At 64.4% G+C, this 15,330-nt stretch carries 19 protein-coding genes and 1 pseudogene; 8 read left to right on the top strand and 12 right to left on the bottom strand.

Going from position 1 to position 15,330, the window contains the following annotated elements:
• Nucleotides 1–109: 109 nt before the first annotated feature.
• The gene (locus tag EOD29_RS11220; protein WP_127246741.1) at nucleotides 110–646 is read right to left on the bottom strand and encodes a hypothetical protein; all 537 of its coding nucleotides are present in this window, start codon (nucleotides 644–646) and stop codon (nucleotides 110–112) included.
• A 361-nt stretch (nucleotides 647–1,007) separates the two neighbouring features.
• Between EOD29_RS11220 and EOD29_RS11215 the strand changes: the two genes are divergently transcribed.
• On the top strand, nucleotides 1,008–3,020 hold the full coding sequence (locus EOD29_RS11215) for an acyltransferase family protein (protein ID WP_245322360.1): 2,013 nt from the start codon (nucleotides 1,008–1,010) through the stop codon (nucleotides 3,018–3,020).
• 256 nt (nucleotides 3,021–3,276) lie between these two features.
• Here the strand turns inward: EOD29_RS11215 and EOD29_RS11210 are convergent, their stop codons facing one another.
• On the bottom strand, nucleotides 3,277–3,630 hold the full coding sequence (locus EOD29_RS11210) for a cupin domain-containing protein (RefSeq protein WP_127246740.1): 354 nt from the start codon (nucleotides 3,628–3,630) through the stop codon (nucleotides 3,277–3,279).
• Nucleotides 3,631–3,914: 284 nt separating this feature from the next.
• Here EOD29_RS11210 and EOD29_RS11205 point away from each other — a divergent pair, with 284 nt between their 5' ends.
• The gene (locus EOD29_RS11205; protein WP_066999538.1) at nucleotides 3,915–4,232 is read left to right on the top strand and encodes a hypothetical protein; all 318 of its coding nucleotides are present in this window, start codon (nucleotides 3,915–3,917) and stop codon (nucleotides 4,230–4,232) included.
• A 120-nt stretch (nucleotides 4,233–4,352) separates the two neighbouring features.
• Entirely contained in the window at nucleotides 4,353–5,621 is a 1,269-nt protein-coding gene (locus tag EOD29_RS11200; RefSeq protein ID WP_127246739.1) for a DUF763 domain-containing protein, read from the top strand.
• Nucleotides 5,622–6,265: 644 nt separating this feature from the next.
• Here the strand turns inward: EOD29_RS11200 and EOD29_RS35925 are convergent.
• The 7 genes from EOD29_RS35925 to EOD29_RS11155 form a co-directional block, all read right to left on the bottom strand.
• The gene (locus EOD29_RS35925; protein ID WP_164747022.1) at nucleotides 6,266–6,433 is read right to left on the bottom strand and encodes a hypothetical protein; all 168 of its coding nucleotides are present in this window, start codon (nucleotides 6,431–6,433) and stop codon (nucleotides 6,266–6,268) included.
• Between the two features lie 71 nt (nucleotides 6,434–6,504).
• The gene (locus EOD29_RS11190; RefSeq protein ID WP_095801436.1) at nucleotides 6,505–7,104 is read right to left on the bottom strand and encodes a DUF6456 domain-containing protein; all 600 of its coding nucleotides are present in this window, start codon (nucleotides 7,102–7,104) and stop codon (nucleotides 6,505–6,507) included.
• Nucleotides 7,105–7,382: 278 nt separating this feature from the next.
• Nucleotides 7,383–7,637, bottom strand: a complete 255-nt coding sequence (locus EOD29_RS11180) for a hypothetical protein (protein WP_067322352.1) — start codon at nucleotides 7,635–7,637, stop codon at nucleotides 7,383–7,385.
• Nucleotides 7,638–7,644: 7 nt separating this feature from the next.
• Nucleotides 7,645–8,337: a hypothetical protein gene (locus tag EOD29_RS11175; protein WP_095824567.1), complete on the bottom strand. Its 693-nt coding sequence runs from the start codon at nucleotides 8,335–8,337 to the stop codon at nucleotides 7,645–7,647.
• Nucleotides 8,338–8,602: 265 nt separating this feature from the next.
• Nucleotides 8,603–9,400 carry a GcrA cell cycle regulator gene (locus EOD29_RS11165; protein WP_127246736.1) on the bottom strand — a complete coding sequence of 266 codons (798 nt, stop codon included), beginning with the start codon at nucleotides 9,398–9,400 and terminating at the stop codon, nucleotides 8,603–8,605.
• Nucleotides 9,401–9,503: 103 nt separating this feature from the next.
• Entirely contained in the window at nucleotides 9,504–9,815 is a 312-nt protein-coding gene (locus EOD29_RS11160) for a hypothetical protein (RefSeq protein ID WP_067001068.1), read from the bottom strand.
• Nucleotides 9,812–10,132 carry a hypothetical protein gene (locus EOD29_RS11155; protein ID WP_245433098.1) on the bottom strand — a complete coding sequence of 107 codons (321 nt, stop codon included), beginning with the start codon at nucleotides 10,130–10,132 and terminating at the stop codon, nucleotides 9,812–9,814. Before EOD29_RS11155 ends, EOD29_RS11160 begins: the two co-directional genes overlap by 4 nt.
• An 80-nt stretch (nucleotides 10,133–10,212) precedes the next feature.
• Between EOD29_RS11155 and EOD29_RS11150 the strand changes: the two genes are divergently transcribed.
• The 4 genes and pseudogenes from EOD29_RS11150 to EOD29_RS37115 all read left to right on the top strand — a co-directional run bounded on the left by EOD29_RS11150 (nucleotide 10,213) and on the right by EOD29_RS37115 (nucleotide 13,694).
• On the top strand, nucleotides 10,213–10,845 hold the full coding sequence (locus tag EOD29_RS11150) for a S24 family peptidase (protein WP_095828668.1): 633 nt from the start codon (nucleotides 10,213–10,215) through the stop codon (nucleotides 10,843–10,845).
• A gap of 137 nt (nucleotides 10,846–10,982) precedes the next feature.
• Nucleotides 10,983–11,306: pseudogene (locus EOD29_RS11145) on the top strand (DUF3363 domain-containing protein); the annotation flags it as partial.
• 386 nt (nucleotides 11,307–11,692) lie between these two features.
• Entirely contained in the window at nucleotides 11,693–12,805 is a 1,113-nt protein-coding gene (locus EOD29_RS11135; RefSeq protein WP_245475314.1) for a GSU2403 family nucleotidyltransferase fold protein, read from the top strand.
• 82 nt (nucleotides 12,806–12,887) lie between these two features.
• Nucleotides 12,888–13,694, top strand: a complete 807-nt coding sequence (locus EOD29_RS37115; RefSeq protein WP_245475313.1) for a hypothetical protein — start codon at nucleotides 12,888–12,890, stop codon at nucleotides 13,692–13,694.
• 93 nt (nucleotides 13,695–13,787) lie between these two features.
• Here the strand turns inward: EOD29_RS37115 and EOD29_RS11125 are convergent, their stop codons facing one another.
• From EOD29_RS11125 to EOD29_RS11115, 3 genes are all read right to left on the bottom strand, one after another.
• The gene (locus EOD29_RS11125) at nucleotides 13,788–14,039 is read right to left on the bottom strand and encodes a DUF2934 domain-containing protein (protein WP_095824572.1); all 252 of its coding nucleotides are present in this window, start codon (nucleotides 14,037–14,039) and stop codon (nucleotides 13,788–13,790) included.
• Nucleotides 14,040–14,147: 108 nt separating this feature from the next.
• On the bottom strand, nucleotides 14,148–14,357 hold the full coding sequence (locus tag EOD29_RS11120; RefSeq protein ID WP_067001047.1) for a hypothetical protein: 210 nt from the start codon (nucleotides 14,355–14,357) through the stop codon (nucleotides 14,148–14,150).
• Between the two features lie 74 nt (nucleotides 14,358–14,431).
• Nucleotides 14,432–14,731 carry a DUF1236 domain-containing protein gene (locus EOD29_RS11115; RefSeq protein ID WP_067001089.1) on the bottom strand — a complete coding sequence of 100 codons (300 nt, stop codon included), beginning with the start codon at nucleotides 14,729–14,731 and terminating at the stop codon, nucleotides 14,432–14,434.
• Nucleotides 14,732–14,934: 203 nt separating this feature from the next.
• Between EOD29_RS11115 and EOD29_RS11110 the strand changes: the two genes are divergently transcribed.
• Complete coding sequence (locus tag EOD29_RS11110; protein WP_245457077.1) at nucleotides 14,935–15,288, top strand: DUF982 domain-containing protein; 354 nt, start codon at nucleotides 14,935–14,937, stop codon at nucleotides 15,286–15,288.
• Nucleotides 15,289–15,330: the final 42 nt, after the last annotated feature.

Raw genomic sequence — 15,330 nt, 5'->3', positions numbered from 1 at the left:
GCGAGGCGCGATCAGTTGGAGGGAGGATGAAGCGGCTGATGCAAATCTCCCCTTGCGGACAAGGGGAGATTTGAAGCGCTCGCCGCCGCACCAGAAGGCTCGTGCCAGGCTATTTTACCGGGATCATGAGATGCGCGTAGGGCGTGCCCGGCCACATCACGTAAGGCTTGGCGGGCTTGGCATCGGTCGGATAGCCTTTCATCATGTCCATCGCGTTGACGATCATCACATGCGGCCCCGTCTCGATCCAATTGTTGCCTGCCTCGGGCTTCGTCGCATAAGGATCGGTATTGCTGCCGTCGGTGCCGCCGGACAGCATATACATGAAGCCGACCTTGCCTTTGGGGGGTTCCTTCTTTTCCAGCCAGGCCATCGCCCATTCCATCGAGTTGGCATCGCCGCACATCGGATCCGGACCGGGCGAGGCCGGATTGTCCGGCATGCACCAGAAGCCGGTCTTGCCCTCGCGCAGGGTGCGCATGTTCCCCTTTTCATCCATGGCGTAGACCGCAGCGCCACTCGCCACTGCGGCGGGTGCGGCGGACTCGGCGCTTTTGATCAGCGCAGCGTCGTCGGCAGCTGCGCCCTGCATCGCAATCAAACTGCCCGCTGCCAACAGCGCAGCGACCGTCAGAAGCCGTTTCATGGCCGTTCTCCGGTTCGAGTTGATGTCTTTGTGCATGATGTCGGACGTCACGGCGTCCCAGAGCCGTTCGTCGGTGCATTGATCCTACCAGATTACCTGCAGGCGGACAATTTGCCTTTAGCGTTCGCCAATGTCCTTCCATGCTCTCGAACGCTGGCGAAACCGGCGGCTGAGCTCCTTCGTCATCCTGGGCGAAACGAGGCGCGCAGACCCTGGCGTGCCGAAGCGTCGGCTGCCGCCGGCGTTGCTGCCGCCTCCCTTTATGTTGCACTGCGTTAGATTTGTTGCATTGCGGTATGAGCCCATAGGCGCGAGGCTTTCCCAAGGCGGGATACGAACGACCGTTGCGAGGTTCGCCTTCGTGTCAGCACCATCGCCGGACTTCCGGCCCGATATTGAGGGGTTGCGGGCGCTCGCCGTGGCGGGCGTTGTCGCTTTCCACTTCGGCTTCACCGCCCTGCCCGGCGGCTTTGCCGGCGTGGACATCTTTTTCGTCATCTCCGGTTACCTCATCACCCGCCATCTGGTCAGCGAGATTTCGCTCACCGGCCGGCTCGACCTCCTTCGTTTTTATGCCCGACGCGCGCGGCGGCTGCTGCCGGTGGCGCTGTTCGTCATCGCCGCCACGCTTGCCGTCGGCACGCTGATCCTGTCGCCGGAGGAGCAGGCGCTCTATTCCAAGGGCGCGATGTTCGCGTCCGCCTACATGATCAATCTGTGGCTGATCCGCTGGTCGTTCGACTATTTCGCCAGCGATGCCGCCAACAACCCCTTTATCCATTACTGGTCGCTGTCGGTGGAGGAGCAGTTTTACCTCGCCTGGCCGGCGCTGCTGATGCTGGCGGCCTGGCTGAAGCCCGGCAAGCGGACGATCATGCTTGCGATCGGCATTGCCGGCCTGGTCTCCTTCGCGGTCTGCGCCTGGCTGACCCCCATTTCGCAGCCCTGGGCCTTCTACTTCTCGCCGCTGCGCGCCTGGGAATTCGCCGCCGGCGGGCTGGCTTCGATGGCGCCGGCATGGCTGCTCCAGAACCGCCCGCGGCTCGGGACGGCGTTCAGCCTGTGCGGGCTGGTCCTCATTGCCTTCGCTTACCTCACCTTCAGCGAGGAGGCTCCCTTCCCCGGTTTTCTGGCGCTCGTGCCCGTGGCCGGTACTGTCCTTCTCTTGCTGGCGGGCGCGGCCGGCGTCAGGGACGGCATTCTTGCACGCAATTTCGAACGGAAAACCGCGGGGCTCTTTTCCTCGAATTGCGTAAATGCCGCCCTGGCGCTGCCGCCCTTGCAGTGGATCGGAAAGGTTTCCTACTCGCTCTATCTCTGGCACTGGCCGGTGATCGTCTACGCCGGCATGCTGGTCGAGGAGCTGACTTTTGCGCAACGCTTCGCCTGCCTCGGGCTGACGTTGGCGCTCTCTGCGCTGAGCTACCATTTCATCGAGAATCCAATCCGCCGCAATGGCTGGCTTATGGCCAATGCGGCGCGGGCGCTGGTGCCGGCCCTCCTCCTGACCGGCACCGGCGTCGCAGCCGCCTACGGCAACGCAGCGCTTGCCGTGCGCGCCGAGGACCCCGAGCAGCGCGCGATCGCGGCAAGTGCGGCCGAGCCGGCCACCGCGCGCGCCAAGGCCTGCGTCGAGGGCTACGACACGGTAACGCCGAAACCCTGCGTGTTCGGCAATGGCCAGCGCGTGATCGCGCTGTTCGGCGATTCGCACGCCGATCACTGGTCGACACCGCTGATCGAGGCAGGAAAGAAGAACGGCTACCGCGTCGAGACCTGGCTGAAGAGCTCGTGCCGGCCCTCACGGTTTTCCTACTTTGTCACGAAGCTCAACCGCGACTACCGCGAATGCGACCAGTGGCGCGAACAGGCGATCAAGGAGATCATCGCGGCCAGGCCTTCGCTGGTGGTGATCTCCGAACTGGCGCTGACCTCCTCGCGCAAGATGGCGGCGGGCAAGGGCGAGCCGGACACGCCGGACGCCGTATGGCGGGCCGGCCTGCGCTCGACACTAACCAGCTTGAGCAAGGCCGGGCTGAAGATCGCCTTCATCCGCGACGTGCCGTTCAACGACGAGAACATCGACACCTGCGTGTCGCGCGCGCTGTGGCGCGACAAGGCGCCATCGCTCTGCGACCAGAGCCGCGCCTATGCCGCCAACGACCAGATGGCGGCGGTCGAGCGCGAGATCGTCACCAGCGTGCCCAATGCCACTTACGTCGACCTCACCGACCGCTTCTGCAACGCCACAACCTGCCACGTCTTCATCGACGGCCAGCTCGCCTTCCGCGACCAGCACCATCTGGCGACCCCATTCGCGGAATCGCTGGAACCGGAGGTGGAAAGGCGCGTGATCTCGAAGGTGGGAAGGTAGGGCGCCGCCCCTGTCGTTCGTGATCCTAGGGCGGAGCAAGGAGCGAAGCGACGCGCGCAGACCCTAGGATCCATGCCGTGACGCTAAAGCGTTGCAGCAGTAACAGAATTCTGCACCGTAGCGCTTCACGCCGAAGGTCACGGCATGGATCCTCGGGTCAAGCCCGAGGATTGCGACCGTGCGAGCGTCGGCGTTCCTTCACACCCGTCTGTCCTGCCAGACATCCCCCGCACGGGGGGAGATCAGCAGCTTCTGCTTACTCCGCCACAACCACAAAATGCTTGGTCACCGGCTCGAGGATCTTCCAGGTGCCCTTGAAATCGGCTTCGACCACGAAGGCGTCGCCGGGGCCGACCTCGACCGGCTCGCCGCCATCGGGCGTGATGAGGATGCGGCCGGCGATCATGTGGACGAATTCATAGTCGGTGTAGGTGGCGTGATAGGTGCCGGGCGAAGCGCGCCAGGTGCCGGACATCACCTTGCCGTCCTCGCTGGTGTGCTGGACGGTCGTCTGCATAGTCGGCGCCCCCTCGACCGCGATCCAGCCCGGCAGATCGCCGCCATCGCCATGCTCGACGGGGCCGAATTTCAGGATGGTGGGCTTGGTCATGGCAGGCTCCTGCGGTTGGGATTGGCTGGACGTGGCAATAGACGACGACGCCGCGCGCGCACGCGCTGCACGGCGACAGCAGGTGGCGATATGGCGACTCCGAAGATCGAAAACAGCGGGGCGAAGAAAAGCGTGACCTTCCCCGCAAGGGCGAAGATCGTCAGCTTCGGCGCCGCTTCGCTCCTTGCTGGGCCCAGGATCGCCGCCCAACTTTCTCGGAACACCACCCGTCCCGAAACCGTTTGTGCCTCGAAGGGGCAACCATCGACCTCAAGGAGGCAGCGATGAAAAAGCTTCTGCTTGCTTCGATGATCGCCATCGCCTCGGCGTTTGCGATCGCGCCGGCGAGTGCCGGTAGCGTTCAGTTCGGCATCGGCGTCGGCCCCAGCTACGGCGATTACTATGGTGACTACTATGGCGGGTATTACCCTCACCGCTATTACCGACACGTCTACGATGACGACTACTACACTCCCTATCGCGAGCGTTATGTGGTGCGCTATCATAACCGGTATTATCGCGATCATTGCCGGATCAAGATCGTGAAGCACTGGCGCCACGGCCACCGCGTCATCGAAAAGATCCGCATCTGCCGGCGCTGACCGACCAGCGAGCGGACATCTCCCCTCGGGCGAGGGGAGATGTCCGGCTGCGGCTGCGCCGCCTTGCAAATTCCCGCCAAAATGCCATCTAGAAGCCGGCATTTATAGGGAAAGCAAAAAGTGACGCAGCGAAGCGGCAGCGCCGACCTGCCGCTGCATGGCGGGCGGGTCCCGAAATGGCTGGGCGATCGCATGACGAGGCTCGGCGCGGTGCTGTGCGAAGCCATCATCCATCATTACGGCCGCGACGAGCTTTTGCGGCGCCTCGCCCATCCCTTCTGGTTCCAGTCCTTCGGCGCCGTGATGGGCATGGACTGGCAGTCTTCCGGCATCACCACTTCCGTCATCGGCGCGCTGAAGCGGGGCCTCAATCCGATGGCCGGCGAGCTTGGCATCCATGTCTGCGGCGGGCGCGGCGCACATTCGCGCAAGACGCCGGGCGAGTTGCTGGCGATCGGCGACCATGTCGGCCTCGACGGCCAAGCTCTTGCCACTGCCAGCCGGCTGGTCGCCAAGGTGGACAGCGCCGCCGTGCAGGACGGCTACGACCTCTACCTGCACGGCTTCATCGTCAGCGATGACGGGCGCTGGGTGGTGGTGCAGCAGGGCATGAACGGCGACGCCCGCCAGGCGCGCCGCTACCACTGGCTTTCGGAGGGGCTGACCAGCTTCGTCGACCAGCCGCATGCGGCGATCGAGGGCGAACGCCAAGGCGAGATCGTCAACCTCACCGACCACCGCGCGGAGAAAGCCCGCGGTGGGCAGATCGCGCTTCTGAAGACGATGAGCCCGGAAAAGATCCTGAGCGAGCTTGCCGTGCTGGAGCCGCGAGCCGAAGCGCCCGAGCCGGCCGCGCAGCCGCTGCTGCCCAACCTCGTCATGCCGGCGCATCACGACGTGCGCGAAAGCGACATCGTCATGCGCCGCCTGCACGGCAACATTGCCGCCGCGATCGAGAGCGGCCCGAAGGATTTTCCCGAACTGCTGCTGGTGCCCGGCGTCGGCCCGCGCACGGTGCGCGCGCTCGCCATGGTCTCCGAGGTGGTGCACGGCGCGCCCTGCCGCTTCTCCGACCCGGCGCGCTTCTCGCTCGCCCACGGCGGCAAGGACCGCCACCCCTTCCCCGTGCCGCTTAAGGTCTATGACGAGACGATCTCGGTGCTGAAATCGGCGGTGAGCAAGGCCAGGCTCGGGCGCGAGGAAGAGCTGCAGGCGCTCAAGCGGCTGGACGGGGAGTCACGCCGGATGGAGCGCTATGTGACGGGGCCGAGCCTGAAGGAGATCGTCGCGGGGGAAATGGACCAGTCGCATTTGCTCGGAGGGCGGAGCGTGTTTGGGTGGGAACCACCACCTGATAGCGACCCGAAGCCGCTGAAGAAAGGCGCTTGAGACACGGCTGAAACGGCGTCACGCAAAGCGCGCAGATAACCGCATCGATCGGCGCTGCCCCTCATTGCCCTGCCGGGCATTTCTCCCCGTATAGTGACGGGGAGAAAGATGCTGTCACCTCCGCTTTCGCCAACCGCCAACGTCGCGGAATAGCTGCCAGCGTCGCGGCCATCCCCTTCTCCCCGTCACTATACGGGGAGAAGGTGCCGGCAGGCGGATGAGGGGCAGCGCCGAGGCCAGAAGTTTTTGCGCGGTCGTCTTTCAATACGCTCTTCGCAGTGAATCGTCGGAATGAATAACAATGCGAATTTGTCCTTCGGCACGTGGTTTAATCAGTGCTGGGATTGGGAGAGAGCCGCAGCCGCCTCCTGCTTCCAGCTTCAGCGGCCAGTTTCAGCCACTTCAAACTTTCGCCGGCGTCGGCTCTCACCCCGTCTGCCCCAGTGGCATAGGCTTTGCAACCATAAGCTGGTAGGGTGTTGCTGGATCGGCGCCTTCCTCGACAACCAGCAGGCCCCACGAGCCAAGCCGACGGAACCAGTAAATCGCATCCGCCTCTTCTAGACTGGATGGTCACTGCGAAGCGAGGTGGTCGTGGTCGGCTGGCCGGGTCATCTTCAATCCGGAGATCAGTGGATTAACGGTCATCGCCAGCTCGATTTTAGGTGCCCCCAGGCGGCCTTAAGCACAAACAGCAGTGTCATCAACATTGCGGTGTTGAGAACAGGATGGGCGCTAAACACGGTCGCAATTACTGCAGCGACGCCGATCATGAACATCATTGAACCGAAAACAAGTCTAATGAAACGCATTCAGTCACTCCAGTTGCATAGTCACATAAGCAGCTTTCGATCCGGCACAAGCTAGGCACATCGCTTTCCCCTCACCCTACCTTCCTCCCCATCATCATCCCGTAATGCACCGCCAACAAATCCAGCCCGACCTTCAGCAGCTTGACCACCACATCGCGGCCGTCGCCGGTGCGTTCGGCGATGGCTTTCACCGACTGGCCTTCGAGGCAAATCTTGCGCACCACCTCCGCCACCTCCCAGTGGGCGAGCGCGGCCGCTGCGTGGGCGTGGGCGCGGCCGGCTGAGAGCACGCGGTCGGGCACGCCGCCGCCGAGGCGGCCGCCGTCGATGCGCTCGCTCCAGGATTGCGGCTGCAGGCCCTCGCGGGCGGAGCGCTCGAAATCGTCGCGAAAACGCTGGCCGGCTTCGCGCTGCTGACGGGTGAGCGAGGTGATGCCGGTGAGCGGATCGACATTGCGCAGGCGCACGATGCCGCCGGTTGAGGTGTAGCCACCGTTCGACACCTGGTAGACGCGGCGCGCCTCGGCCGTGCCGGGGGTGAGGCGCTGGCGGCCGAAGGCGTCGGGCTTCAGCGCGAAGTCATGGCCGATCTCGCGGCGGATGCGCACCTGCTCGGCCTCGCCCTTGGGGAGTTTCGGGGGTTGCGGTTTCTTGGCGGCTTTGCGGGGCATGGGCGGTGTCCTTTGTGGTGGGTGGTGTGAGTGGCCAACGGGAGAGGCTGCGTTCCTTCGCGCCCCCCTCTGCCCTGCCGGGCATCTCCCCCACTTGGGGGGAGATTGGCAGCTTGGGCGCCCCCGCTCAGACCTGCGAGGGTGGAGGTTGGCGAAAGCGGTGGCGAAGTCTGATCTCCCCCTTGTGGGGGAGATGTCCGGCAGGACAGAGGGGGGCGCTGTCCCGCCGGCATATCGATCATTGTCGGCTCCCCCTCCGTCGCGGCTGCGCCGCGCGACTAGCCGGGGCGAACCACGGGTCTCGCCCGTCCTTCGGACCCCCCACTTCGCGGCGGCGAAGAAATGAGCGCCCGCTTCGCCAACAGCTCCCGCATCAGCCGCCGTTCCCGCACCTCGATCGAAAGCTGGGCGCTGGACGGGCAGAACTGGGCGTTGTCGACCTTCGCCTCGCCGCGGATGAAGCGCTGGATCGCGGCTTGCACATCGGCAAGCTCGGCATCCTGCACGGCTGCGAGATAGCCGCGCAGCTGCATCTCGGGATCAGCGAGCGCGGATTGCGGGAAGCAACTGAACATCGCGGCCAGCGCTTTCGCCGCCTGCTGCAATTCGGCTGCGGTCATTGATCTCCTCGATGATGGCGTTGGCGGCATCGACATGTGTCTTGCGGCGATGCCAGTTCTGTCCGGCTGAACGGCCCGAAAATAATTTCTCGTTCTTTTGCCGCGGAGCGGCAGCCCGGGAAGAAAACGCCAGGGCGTTTTCGGCTATTGGATTGTTGGATTCTGGATTCTTGGATTCTGGACTCTGGGGCTTATCCTCCCCCTTATCCCCTGACTTAACCCGCCGCTTATCCAAGCGCGAAAACGCCCTTTCTTTCGAAAGGCTTGGGTTGCCGCCCTTGAGGCCGTTGCGGCGCACCACGCGCGCCTTACGCGCATCCGCGATCATGCGCCGGGAGTAGATGCGGCCATGCCGGTCTCGCGAGAAGACGCGGTTCTGCTCGAGCTCGGCAAGCAGGCATCCCAGCTCCATTTCTGTGCAGCCGGCAAGGCGCGCGAGCGCCGCCTCCTCCAGCCCCTTGCCGGCGATGGCGACATAGCCAACCGGCTCGTGCGCGGCGGCAATGCAGAGCATCCGCATCCACAGGCCTTGGGCCGCCAGCGAGCAGAGGCGCAGATTTGGATCGGACTCCCAATCCGACCAGAAAAACTTCGACCAGGTCGTACCGCTCATGGGATTGCCTGATGAGAGGCCGGGCAGCGGCAGGTGGCTAATCTCCCCCCTTGCGGGGGAGATGGCCGGCAGGCCAGAGGGGGGTGCTGTCCCGCCAGCCTATCCGCTCTGCTTGTCCTCCACTTTGCCCATTGTACTGCTGTCGTACCTTGAAAGGATTGGCGAGGCTGGCGTTCCTTCACACCCCCCTCTGTCCTGCCGGACATCTCCCCCGCAAGGGGGGAGATTGAGCACTCCGCCGCCGGCGCCTTCATTGTTGCCACTCTCACATCCCCCTCCCGCGATGGCCGTGAAACCGCGCATGATGATGCGCGCAGTAGGAGCGCGTGGCCGACGTCGGCAGGCCGCAGCAGAGCATGTCGGGACCGGGCCGCGCGCCGACGGGATCCTCGTCCGCCTCCTCGCGCAACGCGAGATCGACCGGCGCGCGGCAGCGCTTGAACAGGCAATCAAGGAAGCGCATCGCCGCGACATGCGGCTGGCGGCCGGGGTTTACCGGGGGCGGCGGCGCGGGGAGCTTGTAGAGCTGGACGTCGGATTTCTCGCGGGTGCCGGGGGAAAGCCAGGCGGGCGGCATGCTGCGCGCCGGTTTGCGGGCTTTGGATTTTTTGGGTTTGGGGGGAGTGCGGGCATCCGGCTCCGTGGATAGCTCAACAGCCGATAGGTTGGCGGGACAGCACCCCCCTCTGCCCTGCCGGGCATCTCCCCCGCAAGGGGGGAGATTGGCAGTTGCGGCGCCGGCGCCCTCAATCAGTTCGGCATGCCTGGAAAGCGCTGCCGGCTCGGAGAGCGTGACACCTCCAGCCGCCACCCTGCCCCGCCGGCCCGGCCGGTCCGGCCGTGCATGTTTCCGCGGCCTGCCGCCGGCGCGGCCACCCTTCGGGTTGGCGAAGCCGATGGCACGAAGGCCGGCGTTGCGGTGCACGATGCCGATAATGGCGTTGCGCGAGACCGGGCTGCCGCGCAGCGCGCTGAAGCGGCCGGCGATGCGGGAGGCCGATAGCCCCTCCTTCAGCCAGGCGGCGATCTCGTCGATTTCCTTTTCGGTGTAGGCGGCAGCCATGTCTCATTCCATTGCTTGCGAAGGGTTGCGAAGCGCTCGGCATGTGGCCAAGCGCCAGGGTTCGGCCGCGGGGCCGTTGGTCAGGTCAGGGAAACGGTTGGGATCAGGCGGCGCCGGGCGCCGCACCAAGCAGGCGAAGAAGGGCCGCCTCGGCGGCGGCCCGGGTCAGGCCCGACACCGCCAGGCCCGCCTTGCGGTCGAACAGGATGACGGTGCCGTCCTCGGTGCGGATGCAGGAGACGAGCCGGCCCGAATTGGGGGCCGGAGCCGGGGGAGGAGCGGCTCCGGCCGTTCCGGTGAACCGGGGTGCGGGCGGTTCGACCGGATCCGGGGCAGAGGCCCCGGAAAGCGTCCGGACCGGGGAGGAGGACGGCCCGGACGATTGGAATTCGACAGGCGAGGCAAGCGCGTTCATGCCGCCTCCCCTTGCATGGCGGCAGCGGCGCGATGGCCCGCCAGCCATTCGTAGCTGATACCGGCAATGCCGCGCCTGCGGCTCGCGGCCACCACATGCGGCCAGTGCTGCGGCGCGATGCGTCCGCGACGGCGCATCTGGCGGGCGGCTTCATAGCCGCAGCCGACATCTGCGGCGAAGGCGCCGATACTCTGCCAGGAATCAATTAGCCCCGAGATGCTCGTTGGCAGCCCCGAGATGCTCGTGGGCGGCCCCGGCACATTCGCGGCGGAGATGCTCGCAGGGAATGCGGAAACGCTTGCGGTAGGCTCATTCATGCGCTAAGCGTACGTTATGTACGAATGACGCGCAAGCGAAATCGTACAATTTGGACGATAATTTTCAGGCATTTTGTACGATGATGGATTCTCGGCACAGATTGCAGCAAGCGCGCGCCCAGGCCGGCTATGCCTCGCCCAGCGATGCCGCTCGGGCCTTGCGCGACATCAACAAGAACACGCTTATCAGCCATGAGAACGGCAACCGGCCGCTGTCGCGCAAGGCGGCGGAGAAATACGGCCGGCTGTTCGGCGTCGACCCCGGCTGGCTCTTGTTTGACGTCGACGGCGCCGAAGCCGCGCCTGTGCACCTCGCCGCCTCGCCCATCACCATCGACGTACCGATCGTATCGTGGATCAGCGCCGGCGAGCTCGGCAGCCAGGACAGCGTGGTCAACCTTTCGGACTATCCGACGATCCCCACCGCCGATCTCGAGGAAGGCGAGTGGATTGCGCTGCGCGTCGACGGACCGTCGATGAACAAGATCTCGCCGCCGGATTCGATCATCTTCGTCAACCTGCGCGACAAGCGGCTGGTGACCAATGGCTGCTATGTGATCGCCGACGAAACCGGCCGCGCCACCTACAAGCGCTACCGCCCGAACGACACCCCGCCCTTCCAGCCGGCGTCCTATCTCGACATCCCGCCGCCGGAGCTCGAAGGCGCGATCACCATCATCGGGCGGGTGAAGCGCTCAATGATCGATATGTGAGAGACAATCTCGCTGAGAAACCGTTGCTCAACGAAGAACAAGAAGAACTTCGCGTTGCCAGGCTTTGATGGTTGCGTTCTTTGGCCGAGAGCGAACACAGGATAGCGTTCGCAATTTCTGCTTGCATTTCGGAACAAAAACGGAACTATAGGTACTTGCAGCCGCTGCCGCGGCAACTCCGGGGGAGGATCAAAACATGTCACGCCGCACCGGCGCGTTCGGCCGAGACCGGCCAGCCGTGCATGCGTCCCGCCGGCGGAGACTATGTCGCCGGTATCTATCGCCAGCGCCTGGCCCTGAGCTCCGGCCGTTTTGCCATGATCGACGACGGCCTTGGCTTCCAGCTCGTACCATGGTCGCCCTCGCTCGAAAAACATCTCGGGCGGCATGTCTCCGGCGTCTCCCGCGGTGATGGCGGTGTCGATTGGAGTTTTGGCCGCAAGCGTGGGCTCGGCCTCTGACAGGAAAGGACCGCCACAATGTCCGCCACTAAAATCCTCTGGGGTCAGATCCTTACTGTCTTCCTGATCGTTGTGTTGACGACCTGGGCCGCGACACAATGGACCGCGTGGAGACTTGGCTTCCAGCCACAGCTCGGGGCTCCCTGGTTCGAGCTCGTCGGCTTGGAAGCATCTCGCGCTCCGGTCAAATCAGCCCAGGCAACCGATCGAGTTTTGGCCGGGGCCGGGTTGCGAACATCCAAGCGAACCGTCTGCTATCGGGGCGCTCGCGCATCACGGTCATCAAGACCCGAGTCGTACGGCACTCCGCGCGTGCCGTACCTCTGGCCGCACACCTCACATACTTGCGGCGCGAGGGCGTGACCCGTGAAGAGGAAAAGGGTCGCATGTTCGGTCCCGGAACCGACGATGCGGACGTCAGGGATTTCGCCGCGCGTTGTGATGGCGACCGTCACCATTTCCGCTTCATCGTCTCGCCGGAGGACGCCAGGGATATGGCTGATCTGAAGGCCTTTACCCGCGATTTGATGGGCCAGATGGAGAAAGACCTGGGCACGAAGCTCGATTGGATCGCGGCGGACCACTGGAACACCGACAATCCCCATATTCACATTATCCTGCGCGGCCGCACGGAAGACGGGGAGGACCTCGTCAGAGCTCGCCGCAAGCTGGTCTCCACGTTGGTTCGCGACGCCGGCCTGGCGGCGCCCGATGCTTTCAGTGGCGACGTCGTCGAGGCGCTGGAAAAGGCCGGGCTCTTCCGCCTGCGCGCGGTGCTCGTCGGCACCGTCGCCTTCCAGACCTATGCAGGGCATCTCGGCGTCAAACTGCCAGGAGCCGCGCTGCAGACCGGCGATGCCGACTTTGCCCAGTTCCATTCCGTCTCGGCCGAAGTCGACGACAGCATGCCGCCGCTCATCGAGGTGCTGAAGGCGGTCGACCCGACATTCCGGGTAATCCCGCACCGAACCGATGCGGGGCGCACGACGCAGTTCGAGAATGCTTCGCGCTACCGCATAGAATTCCTCACTCCGAACCGAGGCAGCGACGAGCATGCTGACCATGCCAGCCCGATGCCGTCGCTGGGCGGCGCCTCGGCCCAGCCCTTGCGCTTCCTCGATTTCCTGATCCGAGACCCGGTGCGGGCAGTGCTGCTCCACCGCTCCGGCGTGCCGGTGCTGGTCCCCTCTCCCGAACGCTTTGCGGTCCACAAGCTGATCGTCGCGGCGCGAGGCGAACGAAGCGCTGCCGCCAAGCGGGAAAAGGACCTGCATCAAGCGGGCCTGCTGGTCAAGGCGCTCGAGACCACGCGTCGGCGAGACGACCTCGCCCATGCCTTCGCGGAAGCGTGGAACCGGGGCGAAGCATGGCGTGAGGCGCTGCGCAAAGGCTTGCAACTGCTTCAGCCGGACAGGCGCGAGATGGTGGACCTGGTCCTCGGCAGGGCGCTCGACGAAGCGCGCATCGAGCTCGACGGTTTCATGAGACGGTCCAGGTGAGGTATCGTTCAAATTGTACGAAACGTTCTTGACCATTTTTCGTACCTAATGTACGATATTGCCCTTCGTTGAGGGGATGTTCTTGGACACCGCGAACCATGCCGCTTTCGCCGACCTTTCCCGCCCATTGCTCTCGCCTTCGCCGCTCGCCGAGCGCGAACGCCTGGCCGGCGCGTGGCGCATGGCCAGCCAGGACATCGCCGACGACATCCGCTTCATCCGGCAATATCTGAAGGTGATCGCGGAGAAGGACGACCGGCTTTCGACCGGCACGCTGGTGCACGGCCGCGCCTATGTCGAGGCCTGCGCAGCCTGGCTGCCCGAAACGATCGCGCGATATTTGAGGAACCTTCAGGCTGATCAGCGAATGCGAGTGCGCGATGACTGCGGCGGCCGTGCGCTTTGCAAAATCGAGCGATGCCTGGCAGTGAGATGTCTTCCTTCTTCGCGGAAGAAGACCACCAATCGCGACGAGACAGAGGGGGCGCGAAGGAGCGCGCGACGGAACGGTTTCCGCCCGCGCCGGGTGCAGAGAATTCCATTTTGCAACCTTCGGATGCACCTCGACAAATGTATCGTTTCACACAATTGCCAATTGGTGGACGCGGGCGAGCGGCCGGTAGTTAATTCCTTTCGGGCGAAGGAAGGCATAGTCGCGTACCAGGGAGGAACTCGTTTGATAGACCAGCAAATCGACATCGGCGCACCAGCCGACGATCAGCCTTACGAAGTCACCTCATTCGCCAGGAAGCATGGGCTGACGATCCCGATCGCGGACGCGGTGCTTTTTGCCAAGGGTCCGTCGCCGTCGCGGGCGGCCTGCGATACCGCCGCGCTGGCTTTCCTCTGCGCCGTTGCGCAATACGCCAGAAAGCAAGGGAGGCGATAGCCGTTTAGCCTCCACCTCCGCGCCCTAAATCTTCGGGCGCGGGCTTGCTACATTTCGATTGTGCGGATGGCAGCGGCGGAACGGCCGCTGGGGTCAGGTCTTGGCTTTCGGCTTGGCAGGAGCCTTGGCCTTGGCGGGGCCTTTGGCGGGCGTTTCGGCCTTGGCCGACTTCGGCTTGGCGGCGGCCGTCTTTTTGGGCGCGGCCTTGGACTTCGGCTTTACTTCGGCGTCGATCTCGGCGGCCGCCTGGTCCCAGTGCTCCATATGCGCGCCTTCCGGCCGGCCGGCCTGCTCCCAGATCTCGTGCGCCCGCCGGCGAATGCGTTCCTGCCTGTCGTCCGTCACTGTCGCCTCCTTTGAGTGGGGCCGCTCCCCGACGGAAACATTAGCTGAATTTTCCGGTGGCGTCTTGCGCATCGACGCGTAGGTGCCTGAACTTCGGCAGCGATTTCTTCAGTGCACGTCGGAGACGATCGCAACGCCCAGATACGCCGCCTTCTTTGTAATCAATGCGGCTAAATCGGCGTCAGAGCGTTCGGTTCCGGTGCGCCTGCGCAGCAGGCCAATCGCTTCCTTCATCGATAAGAGGCCAGTGCGGCGTTCGGCCAGAAGCTGGTCGACCGCCTTTGCACAGTCGACTGATTCGACATGGGGGTGATGCATGGCTGCGACTCCTTCCTAGGAGCCGGCATCCCCCCGCCGGCATGGCGGGAGGATCGGGGCTCGTAAGCGTAAGATCACTCGATGACGTGGATGACCCTGCGTGTACCAGGATCGATCAGGACAGTGCGATCGTTGACCACGGCATATCTGTACTGAACGTCCGGCACCTCCCGCAGCTCGACCGTGTCAGGCACCGTCGAGCCGACGCCCAGTTCCAGCCCCAGTATGTTGACCGAGGCGATCGGGTGCTTGTGGACATATTCCTTGACGACAGTCTGCTGCTCCGGCGTGACGATGATCTGGTCCGCAGCGGCAAAGCCTACGCCGGCGATCAGAGCAAGGCCGGCAACAGCAGGAATAAGGGTGCGTTTCATCATAAGTCTCCTGTTGTGTTGGCGAGCTCCGCCCGCCTCCGCCGTCGCGGAAACCTGGCAGGTCGAACATAGGAGCTCCCGGGGCAAACGCGTGCATTGGGGTCTTGTTCCGTCTGCGGCGCCTAATTGATTGTTGCCGGCGGAACCGCCGGGGCAGCTTCGCATTGTTTGAATTGAATAAATTCGACCAGCAAAGGCCCGCCATGACTGCAGTTCACATCACAAGCGACATGCCGCTCCGCGCGCCGGTGGCGATCGCAGTCGGGGCCGGTTTCAAGCGCGAGATCGCTTCCCTGGCGGCGATGCAGAATTTCCTCAAAGAATGGCCGCCGGCAATGCGCGGCGACTGTTATGCCGCGGCCGTGCAGACCTGTGAGGAGGCGCGGACAGGCGAGAGGAAACTCGGGGAAGCGCGGCAGGCCTTCGTGGCATTCGCTCAGAAGGCCGGCATTCTGTGGACCGGCGTCGACCCCGTCACCGCGCTACGCGAAGCCAAGATCAGACGTCTCAAGGCCAGGAGCATAAGCCAGCAGCGCCGGCAATGGCCGCTGGCGTGACAGGCTGCTGAAGTTCGGGCCTATAGGATCGGGCTTATCGAA

Origin of the sequence: Mesorhizobium sp. M1A.T.Ca.IN.004.03.1.1 (assembly GCF_003997555.1) — a bacterium.
GTDB lineage: Bacteria > Pseudomonadota > Alphaproteobacteria > Rhizobiales > Rhizobiaceae > Mesorhizobium.
This window is presented reverse-complemented; position numbering and strand designations above follow the sequence as displayed.